The following is a 16,783-nucleotide window of genomic DNA, read 5'->3' on the forward strand; positions in this document are numbered from 1 at the left end:
GCCAACTGTCTCTTTTCTATTTATTCGAATAAATCTAATTCTACTTGTGTAATATCTTTATCTTTTTTGGAGGGCTCTTTTACTACCACCATTGGTTCAAGATTTGCTACATTCAAACTGTAATCATCCCTCCCCCATTCACACTTTTCTAAGACAGCACGCGGTATTTTGGTAAGCGTGAGATTCTCAAAAGATTCTGGTTTTGTATCAAAAGCTGCACAACAAATAAGCAAAGTACGATGAAGACCAACCTCTTCACTGATAACGCGTAGTTGTTCATGTGTCATTGCATTGGTCGTTACATAAATATAATCCGTTTCGGTTGAATATCCTTGCATCCAATAATGGTTTTCATCAGGGGCATAGGTAAATCCCATATGTTTGCACATAGCTTCTGAAAGCATAGCAGCATTATATTCGCGACTAATAATCCACTGTCCCCATGGATCTTTTTGCAACAAAGAAGGTGCAAGACGATAATAGCGGAATCCTCCACCACCTTGCCAATTTACATTTTTAGAAATACCACCTTGATCAGTTCCATCAATCACTTGTTTTAAACGAGGAATGATGTGTGTATGGCAATGCTCCCCAAGTTCAATCATAATCCACTTACGTCCCATTTTGTGAGCAACCGCTCCAGTGGTACCAGAACCGGCAAAGGAATCCAGTACAAGATCACCAGGATTGGAGGCAAGTTGAATAATCCGTTCCATAAGACGTTCAGGTTTTGGGGTTGCAAATACATTATCAGAATTAAAGACTTTGGCTTCTTTTTTTGCATCTTGATTATGGCCAACCTCCTGATAAGGCCAAATAGTCATCGAAACCATACCATTTTTTACTTCCGATAAAAAACGTTTCAAAGAAGGAACATTACTTCCTGTTGGGCCAAACCAAATACGATTATCTTTTAATAGCTCTAAAAATTTTTGTTTACTAATTGCCCAACTTCTTCCATTTGGAGGCATCACCTTACGCCCAGAAGGCGTAATGATTTCATAAATATCTTTAGGTGTTACTCTTTTCGCAGATAAATTATCTGATTTCCATGAACCGCGTGGATCATTATCAGGATTTTTATAGCGCGCATCCATATCAGCTGAACGAGGAAGTAAATTAGGCCGCCAAATAGTTTTATCTTTAGCATAAACCATTACGAAATCATGGTTATCTGAAAGCCATTTTGCATCATTTTGTGGAGCGTATTTCTTTTGCCAAATAATATTATTTATAAAGTTTTTTCGACCAAAAATTTCGTCCATCATAACTTTAAGATAAGCTTGCTCATCATCGTCAATGGATATCCAAATACTTCCATCATCTGCAAGCAAATGATGTAACAATTCTAACCTATCCCTCATAAGACTGAGCCATATGGAATGCTCTAAACCATCTTCATAATGTTCAAATGCATTGCCGGTATTATAAGGTGGATCAATATAGATACACTTTACCTTACCTGTATATTCTTGTTCAAGCGCTTTGAGCGCGAGTAAATTATCACCAAAGATGAGTTTATTATCAAAAATATCTTGAGCAGATACTTGGTGTGGAGCATGATAAGATTTCTCAAGATCTTCTAATAAAATACGAGGTTCAAGTTTTGGGCGTTTCTCTTTTCCAATCCAAGTGAGTTCCAATTTTTGTTTATTATAACGCATACGAACATTCTTAAATGCAAAATTAAAAAACTAAATAATATATTATAGATAATAATTTTTAATACCATCCAACAGCAATTTGCGCTTCTTCTGACATACAATCAGGTGTCCATGGAGGATCAAATGTCATGGTGACTTCAACGTGCGAAACCCCCTCAACTGCGTTTACAGCATTTTCTACCCAACCTGGCATTTCACCAGCAACGGGACATCCTGGTGCTGTAAGCGTCATTTCAATTTTTACTGAACGATCATCTTCAATATCAATACGATAAATCAATCCTAGCTCATAAATATCAGCAGGAATCTCTGGATCATAAACCGTTTTCAGAGCAGAAATGATATCATTTGTCATACGATCAATCTCATCTGCTGGAATTGCTGATATATAAGACTTTTCATTTTCACTTACAGTTTCAACAGATTCTGTAGAATGATGCTCTTCAACTGTTTTAGCCATTAAAAAACGTCCTTGCTTTTTCTAATGCTTCCACTAACTGGTCAATATCTTCGTAAGTATTATACATAGCAAACGAAGCACGACAAATAGATGTTAAACCAAAGCGTTGTAATAAAGGCTGTGCACAATGTGTTCCCGCACGTATAGCAACCCCTTGTCTATCAATAAACATAGCGATATCATGGGCGTGGATACCTTCCATTTCAAAAGATATAATAGCGCCTTTGTGAGGAGAACGTCCGTAAATACGCAATGACTTAACTGTTTCAAGCTTTTCATGTGCATAGGCTAACAGAGCTGTTTCATGTGCATGAATAGCATTTCTATCTTTTTCTTGTACATAATGAATAGCAGCAGCCAATCCAACGGCTTGAACTATGGGAGGCGTTCCTGCTTCAAAGCGGTAGGGAGGAGTATTATAAGAAACTTTATCAGTTGTTACATCCTCAACCATTTCCCCTCCTCCTTGGAAAGGATGCATTTCCTCTAGCCGATCTTTTTTAGCATAAAGAACACCAATACCCGTAGGACCATAAAGCTTATGCCCCGTAAAAACGTACCAGTCACAATCAAGATCTTGCACATCAACTGTTAAATGAACAGCCCCTTGAGAACCATCAACAAGTACAGGAATGGCATTTTGATGTGCGAGCTGAACAATCTCTTGAACAGGAGGAATAGTTCCCAATATATTTGACATATGCGTAATAGCAACCAGTTTTGTTCGTTTACTTAAAGCTTTTTGGAAATCCTCAATATGTAAAATACCATTTTCATCAATCGGAACAAAAATGAGCTTAACACCTTTTTGTTCACGAAGAAAATGCCAAGGAATAATATTTGAATGATGTTCCATAATGGTGAGAACAACTTCATCACCTTCCTTTAATTTAGACATAGCCCAACCATAAGCAACAGCATTTATCGCTTCTGTTGCATTTTTCGTAAAAACAATTTCTTCAACTGTTTGAGCATTTAAAAACGCACGAACTGTTTCACGAGCATTTTCATAAGATTGTGTTGCTGCGTTTGCTAAAAAATACATTCCTCTATGTACATTCGCATAGTTGCATTGATAGAAATGATCCATAGCATTGAGAACTGATTGTGGTTTTTGAGCAGAGGCACCATTATCAAGATAGATCAATCGCTTTCCATAAACACTACGCTGTAAAAAAGGAAAATCACGCCGAATTTTTTCTACATCATAACTGCATGCTTGTACGTCATTTCCCATTTTTTTACCTTAAACATTTTTTTCTAACCAACTGCTAATAATGTTTTTTAAAATAGCTTGAATATCATCTTGTTTGATGTCTTCAATAAGCTCGAAGACAAATCCTTTAATTAAAAGTCCGCGAGCAGTTTTAAAAGGAATGCCACGTGCCATGAGATAGAAAAGGTGGTCATGGTTAATATTAGCAACTGTTGCACCATGTCCACATGCAACATCATCGGCAAAAATTTCTAGTTCAGGCTTTGCATTAAATTCCGCAGTATCTGAAAGTACGAGGCTATTACAAGCCATACGTGCATCTGTTTTTTGCGCTTTTTGAGCAACGCTTATTTTTCCTTGAAAAACACCAACAGCCTTATCCGTGACAACGTTGCGTATAATTTCGGTTGAGGTTGATTTTTCGTCAACATGACCAACAGTCATCGTAAGATCGCTATGCGTTTGTCCTGATAATAAATTGATAACGCGTAATTGAAAATTTGATTCCTCTTCCTGTAACACAACATTAATTTCCTGACGATTAAGTTGGCTACCTATATTAATTACATAAAGGGACAGTTTTGCTTCTTGCCCAAGAATAGCCCGAAATCGGCTAAACTGCGTAGAGTTAAAACCACGATTGCAAATGATGATCCATGTAACATCACTATAAGCAGCAATATTTAAGGAAGATATCGAACTGACAAAGGTATCTTTATCATTACCAATTTGATGTTCAACAAATACGGCTTGACAGTTTTTATCAATTTTTATGTCTGAAAAAGTATGAGATTGTCCTCCCATTTGAATATTTTGTAATTCAATGGGGACATTTAATTTTGTATTTTCAGGAATGTGAAAAAGCCAACCGTCTGTAACAAAAGCTGTATTTAATTGTCCAATAAAATCGTCATCAGAAATAATTTGGTCTATCTTGACAAAATTTTCTTTTAATACCTCTGCAAGGCGTTTTACTGTAATATTTGTTTTCTGTGATTGTGTAACTGTTTTTCCATTTTTAATAGAGAAGAGAGCACTTTCTGAAAGTAAGGGTTCAACGAATTGTTCATCACTTATTTCTGAAAAATGACTAACAGATTTCAATAATGTGCGCAGATTCGTATAATGCCAATTTTCAATTTTACGTGAAGGAAGTTGTGTTTTTTGAAACAGTTCAATCGCGTTCTTGCGAATGGCTTGTACAGCTCTATCACCAGGTAAATTGTCTACACATTGGTTGAAATTATTGAGTATATCTTTTTCAACTGCTAACAATTCTTGCCGTGCACTCATATTCAATGACCTCAAGCAGCTTCGCTGATGAGATCAGCATATCCATTTTGTTCTAAATAAAGCGCTAATGATTTATCGCCACTTTTAATAATTCGTCCTTTATAAAGAACATGCACCGTATCAGGAACAATATAGTTAAGCAGGCGCTGGTAATGCGTAATCACTAAAAAAGAACGTTTTGCATCCCGAAGTTTATTCACACCATCCGCTACAATTTTTAAAGCATCAATATCTAAGCCAGAATCTGTTTCATCTAAGATGCAAAGTTTAGGTTCAAGAAGCGCCATTTGTAAAATTTCAGCACGTTTTTTTTCTCCACCTGAAAAACCTACATTCAATGGACGCTTTAACATGTCCATATCTATTTCAAGTTTTGAAGAAACCTCCTTAACATATTTTATAAATTCAGGAATTTTAAGCTCTGCATCACCACGCGCCTTGCGTTGAGAATTCATTGCAACTTTTAAAAATTCCATTGTTGCTACTCCAGGGATTTCCATTGGATATTGAAAGGCAAGAAAAACACCATAGGTAGCACGCTCTGCTGGATCCATTTCTAAAAGTGATTGTCCATTATAAAGAATATCACCTTCTATCACTTCATAATCATCACGACCAGCAAGCAAATACGATAAAGTTGATTTTCCGGCTCCATTTTGTCCCATGATAGCAGCAACTTCACCATCTTGGACAGTCAAGTTTAAACCACGAATAACTTCTGTATCGGTCCCAACAATACGGGCACGTAAATTTTTTATCTCCAACATAATTTAATCCTGTTCTGGCTATTTGATATCAAGTGTGCTCTTTATTAAATAATTATCCCACACTACCTTCAAGGCTAATACCAATGAGTTTTTGTGCTTCGACAGCAAATTCCATTGGAAGTTTTTGAATAACTTCTTTAACAAAACCATTTACAATTAACGCAATCGCTTCCTCTTCAGGTATTCCTCGTTGCATAACATAGAAAAGCTGATCATCAGAAATTTTTGATGTCGTTGCTTCATGTTCAAATTGCGCTGTCGCATTCTTTGCTTCAATATAAGGGACTGTATGAGCACCACAATCATTACCAATTAACAAACTATCACATTGTGTAAAATTACGTGCATTTTGCGCCTTTCTATGTGCTGTCACTTGCCCCCGATAGGTGTTATTTGAAAAACCAGCTGAAATACCTTTCGAAACAATACGGCTTGATGTATTTTTTCCTAGATGAATCATTTTTGTACCGGAATCAATCTGTTGATGCCCATTTGCAACGGCAATAGAATAAAATTCTCCACGTGAGTTATCACCACGCAGTAAGCAAGAGGGATATTTCCAAGTGATGGCAGAACCTGTCTCAACTTGTGTCCATGATATCTTTGCGTTATCGCCTCGGCAGTCTCCACGCTTTGTCACAAAATTGTAAATACCACCTTTACCATCCTTATCACCAGGATACCAATTTTGTACTGTAGAATATTTAATTTCTGCATTTTTAAGCGCAACAAGCTCTACAACAGCAGCATGAAGTTGGTTTTCATCTCGTTGGGGAGCAGTACATCCCTCAAGATAAGAAACGTAAGAATCTTCATCTGCAATAATTAATGTCCGCTCAAATTGGCCTGTATTGCGTTCATTAATCCTGAAGTAGGTTGAAAGCTCCATAGGACAACGAACACCTTTGGGAATATAAACAAATGAACCATCTGTAAAAACAGCGGCATTTAAGGCAGCGTAATAATTATCACCGACAGGAACGACCGTTCCTAAATATTCTTTAATGAGAGCGGAATGTTCAAGAATTGCTTCCGAAATAGAGCAAAAAATAACACCAGCACGTGCCAACTCTTTTTTAAATGTCGTTACAACAGAAACAGAATCAAAGACTGCATCAACAGCTACCTGTCCCGTTTCATAAATACTATCATCAAAAGTAGAGGGATCAGATTGTTTTCTTACCCCTGCTAAAATTTCTTGTTCTTTGAGAGGAATACCAAGTTTTTCATAAGTCGCCAATAACTCAGGATCCACTTCGTCCAAAGATTTTGGTCCTGTATGATTTTTAGGAGCAGCATAATAATAGAGCTCTTGAAAATCAATTTTGGGGTATTTAATGCGCGCCCAATCAGGCTCTTGCATTGTTAACCAACGACGAAAAGCTTGTAAGCGCCATGTTAACATCCATTCAGGTTCATGTTTTTTAGCAGAAATAAATCTGATAATATCTTCATTTAAACCTTTTGGAGCTTTATCTGTCTCAATATTGGTTTCAAAACCATATTTATATTGATCAACATCTATTTCACGCACTTGGCGTATTGTTTCTTGTACTGCCGGCATAAACTTTCTCCATTTTTGGTATCAAGAACCGGTAACTAAAAGTCTTGTTTTTACAGAATTAGAATGACTAGCTCACTCTCTAGGCTATAGATAAAGTGGAAAAATTTCAATCAAACTTATTTGTTTTTTACAATAATTCTAATTTATAAATATAAATGAATAAGTTCTACCTTTTTTTATTCCTGATAAGTTGGGCAAAAAACAATAAAAAGTCATCAATATCTTGAGATGTTGTGCTTTGTCCTATTGAAATGCGAATCGCGCCATTAGGGACATGATGTCCCATTGCTGTCAAAATTTTACTTTGTGTTACTTTTCCTGAAGAACAAGCAGAACCAGCTGAGACAGAAAAGCCTGCCAAATCAAAGCCAATTTGCATAGTTTCAGCTTTTATATCACGCACAGTAAAATAAGTTGTGTTTGGCAGACGTTGAACGCGTTTACCAAAAATTTCAACATTATGAGATATTTTCTGTATTCCATCTTCTAATTTATTACGTAAAGATATTAACTGTTCTCTCTCTTCTTGTGTGAAACAATCGGCTATCGCTGCCCCAAAAGCAGCAATGAGTGGCACAGCTCCTGTTCCTCCACGCAAACCCTTTTCCTGCCCTCCTCCTACAATAAGAGGATATGGCATCAAAAGGTTCCCACATGAAACAAAAGCTCCAATTCCTTTTGGTCCACCAATTTTATGCGCAGACAGTATAAAAAAATCTCCTCCCATTTGATGAATATCAACAAAGTTTTTTCCTACATATTGTGTCAAATCAACGATAAGAATGCCTCCAAAGTTCCGAACAATAGCAGCTATTTCTTTTATTGGTTGAATAACACCGGTTTCACCATTAGCAGCTTGAATAGCAACAAGAGGAAGACCTTTTCTATTATCGTGAACGGTTAAGAGAGAAATTAATTTATCTTGTTGAATGAGCCCATCTTGATCAACAGCAACGACACTAATGGATTCTTTAGAAAAACGTCCTCCTTCTGCAATGGATGGATGTTCAGTCGCTCCAATATATAAATGAGAAAATTGAACTTTAGAGCTTCCCATATCATAAAGGGGTGTTAAGAGCGTCACTGCTGCTTCAGTTGCACCAGATGTAAATACAACATGATCTGGATGGGTGTTAAGATTTTCAGCAATTTGCCTGCGTGCTTTTTCTAATAAAGCTTTAGCAACACGTCCTTCTGCGTGAACAGATGATGGATTACCAAATATCTCTAAGGATTCTAATAATGCTACCCGTGCCGCTTTCTTGAGCGGTGTTGTCGCATTGTGATCAAAATATCGGCGTCTTACAACCATTTTACATCGCAATTATTAATTTTATGAATTGATGTCAAAAATAGTGCAATTTTCTTGAAAAATGCACTTAAAAAAGAATATCTAGTAATTAAATAGAGATTCTATGGTAAAAGTCGGTCAAGGTCAATGAGAGCCTTTATAGTATTTTAAGGAGCATTTAATGCCAGAAATTATTTTTAATGGTCCCGCAGGTCGGCTTGAAGGGCGTTATCAACCCTCACCGCAAAAAAATGCACCAATTGCCATTATTTTGCATCCTCATCCCCAATTTGGTGGCACGATGAACAATAAAATTGTGTATGATCTCTTCTATATGTTTCAACAACGTGGCTTTACGACCTTACGTTTTAATTTTCGTGGTATCGGTCGCAGCCAAGGTGAATTTGATTATGGAATAGGAGAACTTTCTGATGCTGCTGCGGCGCTCGATTGGGTACAAACCCAGCATCCTGATTCTAAAAATTGCTGGGTCGCTGGATATTCATTTGGTGCTTGGATTGGAATGCAACTTTTAATGCGCCGACCAGAAATTGAGGGCTTTATATCCGTTGCTCCTCAACCTAATGTTTATGACTTTTCATTTCTTGCCCCCTGCCCCTCCTCTGGACTTATCATTCACGGCGATATCGATAAAGTTGCTCCCCCCAAAGATGTTCAAGCTCTTGTAGATAAACTAAAAATACAAAAAGGAATTACGATTACACAAGAAGTACTAGAAGGCGCTAACCACTTTTTTAGCGGATGCAATAAAGAGCTCATTGAACGATGTTCTCAATATCTAGATGATCATATTACAACGGAATTCCTTGCTCCACCATCTGAAGTATTGTTGCTCACCTAAAACACTAAAAATACAACGAATTCATTCTAATAGGGAAAAGGAGGTTTATTTTTTGCCTTATTTTCCAGTTTTTGTGCATCTGTTTGCGTTTAAGAATAAACAAACACGCTTTTTTTTATCTTCATAAGAAGGATTTTTATGGTGTTTATTTTACTTCTCATATCTTTCATTTTCTTATGAGATTTGCATTATTTATGGTAGAAAAAACACATGAGCAATCTCGTTATATAAATGAATACAATATTATTTAGGAAATAAAATCTGTGCTTGCCTTTAAATCTGATTTTTTACACATTATGAACGAACGTGGCTTTATTCATCAAGTTTCAGATGAAAAAGGCTTAGATGATCTTTTTGCAAAAGAAGTTGTAAGCGCTTATATTGGTTTTGATCCTACTGCATCAAGTTTACATGCTGGAAGTCTTCTGCAAATTATGATGCTTTATTGGTTACAAAAAACCGGCCACCGTCCCATTGCTCTGATGGGAGGAGGAACAGGACTGATCGGTGATCCTTCCTTTAAAGATGAAGCACGACGCCTTTTGACACAAGATGATATTGCTAAAAATATCGCTAGTATTAAAAAGGTGTTCGCTAACTATTTGACCTTTGGTGATGGAAAAACCGATGCATGCATTGTTAATAATGCTGAATGGTTATGTAACTTGAACTATTTAGAATTTTTACGTGATGTAGGAAAACATTTTTCTGTTAACCGTATGTTGTCCTTTGACTCTGTTAGATTGAGACTTGAACGCGAACATTCTTTGTCATTCCTTGAATTTAATTATATGATCTTGCAAGCTTATGATTTTGTTGAACTTTATAAGCGTTATGGGTTACGCATGCAAATGGGGGGCTCTGATCAATGGGGCAATATTATCAATGGCATTGAGTTAGGACATCGTTTAGGAACAGTGCAATTATATGCATTAACTTCACCATTATTAACAACTTCTTCCGGCGCTAAAATGGGTAAATCATTAAATGGCGCTGTATGGCTTAATGCAGATATGCTTTCACCTTATCACTTTTGGCAATATTGGCGCAATACAGAAGATGCTGATGTTACAAGATTTTTAAAGCTTTATACGACATTGCCAATGGAAGAGATCCTTAAACTTTCTACATTACAGGGAACTGAAATTAACGAAGCTAAAAAAGTTCTTGCAACAGAGGTTACAGCAATGTTGCATGGGCGTAGTGTTGCTAATGAAGCTGCCGAAACTGCTCGTAAAACTTTTGAAGAAAAAACACACGGAGAAAACCTTCCAACTGTTGAAATTAACGCTACAGAATTAATAACAGGTGTGGGATTGTTAACCCTTTTAGTACAAGCAGGATTAGCCAAATCTAACAGTGAAGCACGTAGACATGTTCAAGGTGGGGGTGTCCGTATCAATGATAAAATCATCGAAAATGAAACGCATCTTCTTCTTGAAGAAGATATTAATGCTGAAGGAACAATTAAACTTTCTTTTGGTAAGAAAAAGCATGTTTTGATAAAACCATTATAATTGATTTATAATCTTTTCTCTCATTTCCTCGAGTTCATCCTTATGATATAAGGCGTTATTCAAGGGAAATAAAAATTCTTTAAAAGAATGACAAGAGAATTGAATTTTTACTCTTTCCTATGTATTCTCTTGCTACACGTTTGCTATACAGAAAAGAAAGATCAAAACAAATGATAAAATCGATAAAAGGCACTCTTGCTCCTGATTTTAATTTACCACGCGACGGTGAAAAAAAATTACGTCTTTCTGATCTTCAGGGAAAAATTGTTGTTTTATATTTTTATCCAAAGGACGATACGAGTGGATGCACGCGTGAAGCGATTGATTTTACGCGATTGAAGACAAAATTTGACGAAATCGGGACTGTCATTATTGGAATATCTCCAGACAGTGTTAAAAAACATGACAAATTTAAAACAAAACATGATCTTGACATCATCCTTGTTTCCGATGAAGAAAAAACGACACTTGAGGCTTATGGTGTTTGGGTTGAGAAAAGCATGTATGGACGAAAATATATGGGAGTTGAACGAAGCACTTTTCTGATTGATTCAACTGGAAAAATAGTAGAAGAATGGCGTAAAGTCAGTGTACCTAGGCATGCAGATGAGGTATTAGCTGCTGCTGCACTTTTACATCGTAATGGCTTGTAAGTTTTGTCATTCAAGCGCCTATAAGATGTGAAATTTTTTCCCTATTCGCTTTTGTAAATTAAGCTTGAAAAGCTGAAATTAAAGAGCCAAGCAATAAACCTATAATTCTTTGAAAAAATATTATCTCTGATTAATCAATATCTTCAATTTCTTGGACTTTTCCATAAATGCGTTGTGCAAGTGCTGCCTCTATAAATGCATCCAGATTTCCGTTAAGTACGGATTGCGGATCCGTGTTTTCAACACCTGTGCGTAAATCTTTGACAAGTTGATAGGGTTGAAGAACATAAGATCTAATCTGATGCCCCCATCCGATTTCTGTCTTAGAAGATTCAAGAGCATTTGTTTCTTCTTCTCTTTTTTTGAGCTCTTCTTCATAGAGTCTTGCACGCAACATAGACCACGCAGTTGCTCGATTTTTGTGCTGAGAACGCTCGGTTTGACATTGAACAACAATACCTGTTTTAATATGGGTAATGCGAACTGCAGAATCTGTCGTATTGACGTGCTGTCCTCCCGCTCCTGAAGCACGATATGTGTCAATACGAACATCTGCCTCTGAGACATCAACTTCAATATTATCATCAATAACTGGGTAAACCCAAATGCTAGCGAAAGAAGTATGACGCTTTGCATTTGAATCAAATGGTGAAATGCGTACCAAACGATGAACGCCTGATTCTGTTTTCAACATACCGTAAGCATTATGACCTTTTACGAGAAGCGTCGCTGATTTTATTCCTGCCTCTTCTCCATCATGAATTTCCAATATATCAACTTTCATTTTATGTTGTTCAGCCCAGCGTGTATACATGCGTAATAGCATAGATGCCCAATCTTGGCTTTCCGTACCACCTGCACCGGCATGAATTTCCAGATAAGTGTCATTCTGATCTGCTTCTCCTGAAAGAAGTACATCAATTTGTCTCTTATCTATCGCATTTTTAAGATTACGTATCGAGTTTTCTGCATCAGTGATAATTTCCATATCACTTTCCTCTTCGCCCATCTCAATTAATTCTATGCACTCTTCGAGTATTTTTGTAAATGACAAAATAGCATTGATGGAATCATCAAGACGCTGACGCTCACGCATCATATCTTGCGCTTGTTGTGCATTTTCCCAAAGTGTTGGATCTTCTGCTTTTTGATTGAGATATTCGAGACGTTTTAGTGACTGATCCCAGTCAAAGATGCCCCCTTAGCAACTTAATTGCCTTTTGGATTTCATCAACCAATGCTTCTATTTCAGCTCGCATAATTTTACACCGCAGTTTTTACTTTTTAGACTCTTTTTAGCTATATTCTTTAGTATCTCATACCAACTTAATGCTTTTAGTAAAGCAATGGCATAGCTTCATCAACCCATTTATTATAGTTCTATTACAAAAATAGATAAAAACTCTTTCACTTCCTTGAATCATATGAAAACAGAAAGATTTTTGTCCATTAATATAAACCACCTGTACCACTTTCAAGAGCTTTGTTGACTTGTGGAGAAGTGGTTGTTGCAGAAATTCCTTCTTGAAAAGAGTTTGTACCACCAATCACCTGATAGATATCAGCAGGTCCAGTTCCTGGTTTAAATGCTTCTATAATAACATCACGGTCTCCCGCCTCAGCAAGCATCCCTGTTTTACGATTAATTGGCATTAAAATCATTCCTTCGGGCATTTTAAATGGCACATCTGGTTTGCCTTTCAGGGCTGTTTCCATAAATTCACCAAAAACAGGCGCAGCCAATGCACTTCCCGTGCCATTATACCCTAACGGTGCTGGTTGATCGTAACCGATGAAAATACCAACAACAATATCAGGGGTAAAACCCATAAACCATACATCTTTAGAATCATTTGTTGTTCCTGTTTTTGCAGCAATATGTCGATGAAGATATTGCAAGCGTGCAGCTGTACCACGCTGAACAACCCCTTCCATCATTGATGTAATTTGATAAGCTGTCATAGGATCAAGCACCTGATCTCTCTCATCAATCAATGTAGGTTCGCTTTGATTATCCCAAAACTCAGCATTACAATTTTCGCAAATACGATCATCATGGCGATAAATCGTTTTTCCATAACGGTCTTGAATTCTATCTATCAGAGAGGGATGAATAGAGCGTCCTCCATTGGCAATAACTGAATAAGCTGTAACCATTCGTAACACTGTTGTTTCAGCAGCTCCTAAAGCCATAGGAAGATAAGGTTGCAACTTATCTACAATACCAAAACGCTCTGCATATTCAGCGACAAGGGGCATTCCCATATCGTAGGCAAGCCGTATCGTCATAAGATTACGGGAGCGTTCGATACCATAACGCAGCGTTGAAGGTCCTGCGAATGTACCACCATAGTTTTTAGGTTGCCAAATCTCACCATTATATTGGCGAATTTCAATGGGACCATCTAAAACAACCGATGCGGGTGTATATCCATTATCAAGTGCTGCTGCATAGACAATAGGTTTGAAAGCAGAACCGGGTTGACGATAGGCTTGTGTTGCACGATTAAATTCAGAAGCTGCAAAAGAAAACCCTCCAACCATAGCTAGAACACGCCCTGTATGAGGCTCCATTGCAACAATTGCACCTTCAATCTTTGGAATTTGTTGTAACCGGTAAATATTTTCTGTATTCGATGCTTTTTCAACAAAAACAACATCTCCAACTTCTAGGACATGGGATAAATCCCGAACAGTTTTTCGCGTGCCATTTTCTTTAACAACATTTAATGCCCATTTTGAATCAGTTTCAGATAAAAATGCGATTTCACGCTTTGTTGATAATAGACCTGAATTTTCACGCTGTGGCTGCAAACCAATCTTTACTTTATTGGCATTCGTAGAAAGGACGACAGCTAAACGCCATTCAGGAACGTCACTCAATCCTGTAATATTTGCAAGTTCGGTACCCCAATCATTGCTCTTATCAATATGTTTATAAGCTCCGCGCCATCCTTTTGAATGGTCAAATTTAATTAATCCATTGTGCAAAGCACGCCGAGCAATAAGCTGCAAACGTGGATCAAGGGTTGTCCGAATTGAAAGCCCTCCTTCGTAAAGTGTTTTTGCACCATAGCGATGCATTAAACGACGACGCACTTCTTCTGTAAAATAATCAGCAGCAAATACGTAACTATCGCTACCACGCATTGTCGCCCCTAAAGGTTTTTCCTTTGCTTTTTCACCTTGTTCACGTGTTACATATCCATTTGCGACCATCCGGTCGATAACCCAATTGCGTCGATTAATAGCGCGTTGAGTATTTTTGAAAGGATCATAATTTGCTGGCCCTTTCGGAAGAGCTGCTAAATAAGCACATTGCTCTAAAGTAAGATCGTTAACGGATTTATTAAAATAAGTTAAAGATGCTGCCGCAACACCATAAGTACTACGACCAAGATAAATTTCGTTGAGATAAAGCTCAAGAATATGATCTTTCGAATAAGTTTTCTCAATACGCATAGCTAAAATAGCTTCCTTAAATTTACGCTCTAACGTTGCATCTGAACTTAAAAGGAAATTTTTAGCGACTTGTTGTGTAATAGTTGACGCTCCCTCTGGACGTTTTCCAGAACCAATATTACGGATATTATTGATTAAGGCTCTAGAAAGTCCTTCCGGATCTAAACCAAAATGATGATAGAAGTTTTTATCTTCAGCTGAAATAAAAGCATTTTTTAAGAGCTCTGGTATTGACTGAATGGGTAAATAAAGGCGACGTTTTGTCGCAAATTCCGCCATAAGTCTACCATCAGAAGCATGAACACGAGTCATCACAGCAGGTTCATAAAGCGAAAGAACTTCATAATCAGGCAATGCACTTGTTGGCTCTTCTGCTATTACCCTTTGTCCTGTTGCTCCAACGACTCCAATAGTCATAACAAAGCGAAGAAGATATCTAAAAAAAATCATCATCAAAACGGCTATCCACTTTCTTTAGAATTGATCAAAAATACATTATCTCACAACACAAAGTGGGCGTCATCACTACACTTGAGATAAAGAAAAATAATCTTCTATCTTTTACTTATAAGCCCACATTAGTACTCTATTTCCTTATAAATTTAAAGAGGTTGCATCATTTTCTGCCTATATTCTGCGAATTGACGAATAGAATACGTAATAGAAGCTGCCATTTGTTTTCTCCATTGAGGATCGTTTAATAATTTCTCATCTTCTTTATTTGATAAATAACCTATCTCTATCAAGACAGAGGGTATATCTGGAGCCTTTAAAACTTGAAAGTCAGCATATCGATGAGGGTTATTTATCAAATTGATATTACTCTTTGATAAATTTAAAACAACCCGATCAGCAAAATTAACTGAAAATGCGAGGGTTTCACGTCGCGTAAGGTCCATTAAAATATCCGTAATTTCAAGCGATTCTTCTGCCGGTAATCCATCAAGCAAATCAACTTTATTTTCACTTTCAGCTAAGGATTTTGCAATTGCATCAGATGCCTTATTTGATATGGTATAAACTGTAGCGCCGCGAAGAGAACGCATATTAATAGTGTCCGCATGAATAGATATAAAAAGATCTGCATCAAATTCCTGTGCTTTCTTAACTCTTTCACTCAATCTTAAAAAGACATCAGAATCGCGTGTTAACGTAACGGTGATATGGGAATCTTTTTTTAATTCATCTCGTAATGCGCGTGCAAAAGCGAGTGTTATGTTTTTTTCTAAAATTCCAGTAATACCTCGTGCACCACCATCAATCCCACCATGACCAGGATCAAGAACAACGCGAAAATTACGTGAAAAACTTAAGTGATCATTTGTCTTATAATCAGCTTTTTCTTGTTTTTTTAATATATTATCAAACTTCTCTCGTGTACTTTTTCTAATGTCGATAAGCAGTTGCCATAGACCATTATCCAATTTTTGTACGACAGTTTTTTCAACAACAAAAAGCGTTTTGCTTGTTAAAATAATGCGTGAAGTTTGTGTATCAGAGAAACCATAACGCACATCTGATAGCATACCTGATACTGTATTTTGTTTTTTAAAAGGCATCTTTTGTGCTGAAAAATCAATGATAGGTAAATTGATAATCAAACGCGCAGGGTTATCCAAAATCTGCAAACGAACATTTGGTTCAGCATCAAAAAGCGCAACAACACGGGTGCGCATACTATCACCAATGGTTCGCAGATTGATAAGTTTTAGAGCATCGGCAGCTTGAATATTTGTTTGGAATATTAAAAAAAATAATAAAAAAATTGGAATATAGCAAATAATATCCCAACTTAAGTTTTTGATAGAACCTCTTCTTATCATAGGATAAAATACTCTACATTATTTATAACGCATCTCGATTTTATAAAAACAGTCATCAAATTTACTCTCTATTTTTCAACAAATAATAAATCTAAGGATCTTAACATCAACAAAGCTCAATTAAGGCAATAAAGACATTATGGTGTTACCTATTTATATTGTTACTTGCCAAAATTAAGATATCAACATAAAAGGATATTTACGCTTTTTA

The 16,783-nt window shown here is 36.8% G+C and carries 13 protein-coding genes; 3 read left to right on the plus strand and 10 right to left on the minus strand.

The window, feature by feature from the left end; all coding sequences use genetic code 11:
• Window positions 1-20: 20 nt before the first annotated feature.
• The 7 genes from LNM86_RS07010 to LNM86_RS07040 all read right to left on the minus strand — a co-directional run bounded on the left by LNM86_RS07010 (window position 21) and on the right by LNM86_RS07040 (window position 8,276).
• A complete protein-coding gene (locus LNM86_RS07010; RefSeq protein WP_241437091.1) occupies window positions 21-1,664 on the minus strand; it encodes a site-specific DNA-methyltransferase in 1,644 nt (547 codons plus the stop codon).
• A 58-nt stretch (window positions 1,665-1,722) separates the two neighbouring features.
• On the minus strand, window positions 1,723-2,124 hold the full coding sequence (locus LNM86_RS07015; RefSeq protein ID WP_241437092.1) for an SUF system Fe-S cluster assembly protein: 402 nt from the start codon (window positions 2,122-2,124) through the stop codon (window positions 1,723-1,725).
• Window positions 2,117-3,361: a cysteine desulfurase gene (locus tag LNM86_RS07020; protein WP_241437093.1), complete on the minus strand. Its 1,245-nt coding sequence runs from the start codon at window positions 3,359-3,361 to the stop codon at window positions 2,117-2,119. Before LNM86_RS07020 ends, LNM86_RS07015 begins: the two co-directional genes overlap by 8 nt.
• Window positions 3,362-3,370: 9 nt before the next feature.
• Window positions 3,371-4,633: a Fe-S cluster assembly protein SufD gene (sufD, locus tag LNM86_RS07025; protein ID WP_241437094.1), complete on the minus strand. Its 1,263-nt coding sequence runs from the start codon at window positions 4,631-4,633 to the stop codon at window positions 3,371-3,373.
• An 11-nt stretch (window positions 4,634-4,644) separates the two neighbouring features.
• Window positions 4,645-5,400: a Fe-S cluster assembly ATPase SufC gene (gene sufC, locus LNM86_RS07030; protein ID WP_241437095.1), complete on the minus strand. Its 756-nt coding sequence runs from the start codon at window positions 5,398-5,400 to the stop codon at window positions 4,645-4,647.
• A 52-nt stretch (window positions 5,401-5,452) separates the two neighbouring features.
• Window positions 5,453-6,964: a Fe-S cluster assembly protein SufB gene (gene sufB, locus LNM86_RS07035; RefSeq protein WP_241437096.1), complete on the minus strand. Its 1,512-nt coding sequence runs from the start codon at window positions 6,962-6,964 to the stop codon at window positions 5,453-5,455.
• Window positions 6,965-7,130: 166 nt separating this feature from the next.
• Window positions 7,131-8,276, minus strand: coding sequence for a cysteine desulfurase family protein (locus LNM86_RS07040; RefSeq protein WP_241437097.1), 1,146 nt, complete (start codon window positions 8,274-8,276; stop codon window positions 7,131-7,133).
• A gap of 160 nt (window positions 8,277-8,436) precedes the next feature.
• Here LNM86_RS07040 and LNM86_RS07045 point away from each other — a divergent pair, with 160 nt between their 5' ends.
• The 3 genes from LNM86_RS07045 to LNM86_RS07055 all read left to right on the plus strand — a co-directional run bounded on the left by LNM86_RS07045 (window position 8,437) and on the right by LNM86_RS07055 (window position 11,287).
• Complete coding sequence (locus LNM86_RS07045) at window positions 8,437-9,117, plus strand: alpha/beta hydrolase (RefSeq protein ID WP_241437098.1); 681 nt, start codon at window positions 8,437-8,439, stop codon at window positions 9,115-9,117.
• A 263-nt stretch (window positions 9,118-9,380) separates the two neighbouring features.
• On the plus strand, window positions 9,381-10,634 hold the full coding sequence (gene tyrS, locus LNM86_RS07050) for a tyrosine--tRNA ligase (protein WP_241437099.1): 1,254 nt from the start codon (window positions 9,381-9,383) through the stop codon (window positions 10,632-10,634).
• Window positions 10,635-10,804: 170 nt separating this feature from the next.
• Entirely contained in the window at window positions 10,805-11,287 is a 483-nt protein-coding gene (locus LNM86_RS07055) for a peroxiredoxin (RefSeq protein WP_241437100.1), read from the plus strand.
• Window positions 11,288-11,417: 130 nt separating this feature from the next.
• Here the strand turns inward: LNM86_RS07055 and prfB are convergent.
• The 3 genes from prfB to LNM86_RS07070 all read right to left on the minus strand — a co-directional run bounded on the left by prfB (window position 11,418) and on the right by LNM86_RS07070 (window position 16,572).
• Window positions 11,418-12,546, minus strand: a protein-coding gene (gene prfB / locus LNM86_RS07060; RefSeq protein ID WP_241437101.1) for a peptide chain release factor 2 whose coding sequence is annotated in 2 segments (ribosomal slippage) — window positions 11,418-12,476 and window positions 12,478-12,546 — 1,128 coding nt in all. Because the reading frame shifts where the segments join, the coding sequence is not laid out codon by codon here.
• 190 nt (window positions 12,547-12,736) lie between these two features.
• Window positions 12,737-15,202, minus strand: a complete 2,466-nt coding sequence (locus tag LNM86_RS07065) for a penicillin-binding protein 1A (protein ID WP_241437102.1) — start codon at window positions 15,200-15,202, stop codon at window positions 12,737-12,739.
• 149 nt (window positions 15,203-15,351) lie between these two features.
• Window positions 15,352-16,572 (minus strand): N-acetylmuramoyl-L-alanine amidase, encoded by a 1,221-nt coding sequence (locus tag LNM86_RS07070; protein ID WP_241437103.1) that lies wholly within the window; start codon window positions 16,570-16,572, stop codon window positions 15,352-15,354.
• Window positions 16,573-16,783: the final 211 nt, after the last annotated feature.

The organism is Bartonella machadoae (genome assembly GCF_022559585.1).
In the GTDB taxonomy this organism is placed as follows: domain Bacteria; phylum Pseudomonadota; class Alphaproteobacteria; order Rhizobiales; family Rhizobiaceae; genus Bartonella; species Bartonella machadoae.

Coding starts and splice junctions, on each gene's coding strand:
- LNM86_RS07015 (WP_241437092.1), bottom strand. CDS start 2,124: ATGGCTAAAACAGTTGAAGAGCATCATTCTACAGAATCTGTTGAAACT.
- LNM86_RS07020 (WP_241437093.1), bottom strand. CDS start 3,361: ATGGGAAATGACGTACAAGCATGCAGTTATGATGTAGAAAAAATTCGG.
- LNM86_RS07045 (WP_241437098.1), top strand. CDS start 8,437: ATGCCAGAAATTATTTTTAATGGTCCCGCAGGTCGGCTTGAAGGGCGT.
- LNM86_RS07065 (WP_241437102.1), bottom strand. CDS start 15,202: ATGATGATTTTTTTTAGATATCTTCTTCGCTTTGTTATGACTATTGGA.
- LNM86_RS07040 (WP_241437097.1), bottom strand. CDS start 8,276: ATGGTTGTAAGACGCCGATATTTTGATCACAATGCGACAACACCGCTC.
- LNM86_RS07055 (WP_241437100.1), top strand. CDS start 10,805: ATGATAAAATCGATAAAAGGCACTCTTGCTCCTGATTTTAATTTACCA.
- sufC (WP_241437095.1), bottom strand. CDS start 5,400: ATGTTGGAGATAAAAAATTTACGTGCCCGTATTGTTGGGACCGATACA.
- LNM86_RS07070 (WP_241437103.1), bottom strand. CDS start 16,572: ATGATAAGAAGAGGTTCTATCAAAAACTTAAGTTGGGATATTATTTGC.
- LNM86_RS07010 (WP_241437091.1), bottom strand. CDS start 1,664: ATGCGTTATAATAAACAAAAATTGGAACTCACTTGGATTGGAAAAGAG.
- sufB (WP_241437096.1), bottom strand. CDS start 6,964: ATGCCGGCAGTACAAGAAACAATACGCCAAGTGCGTGAAATAGATGTT.
- sufD (WP_241437094.1), bottom strand. CDS start 4,633: ATGAGTGCACGGCAAGAATTGTTAGCAGTTGAAAAAGATATACTCAAT.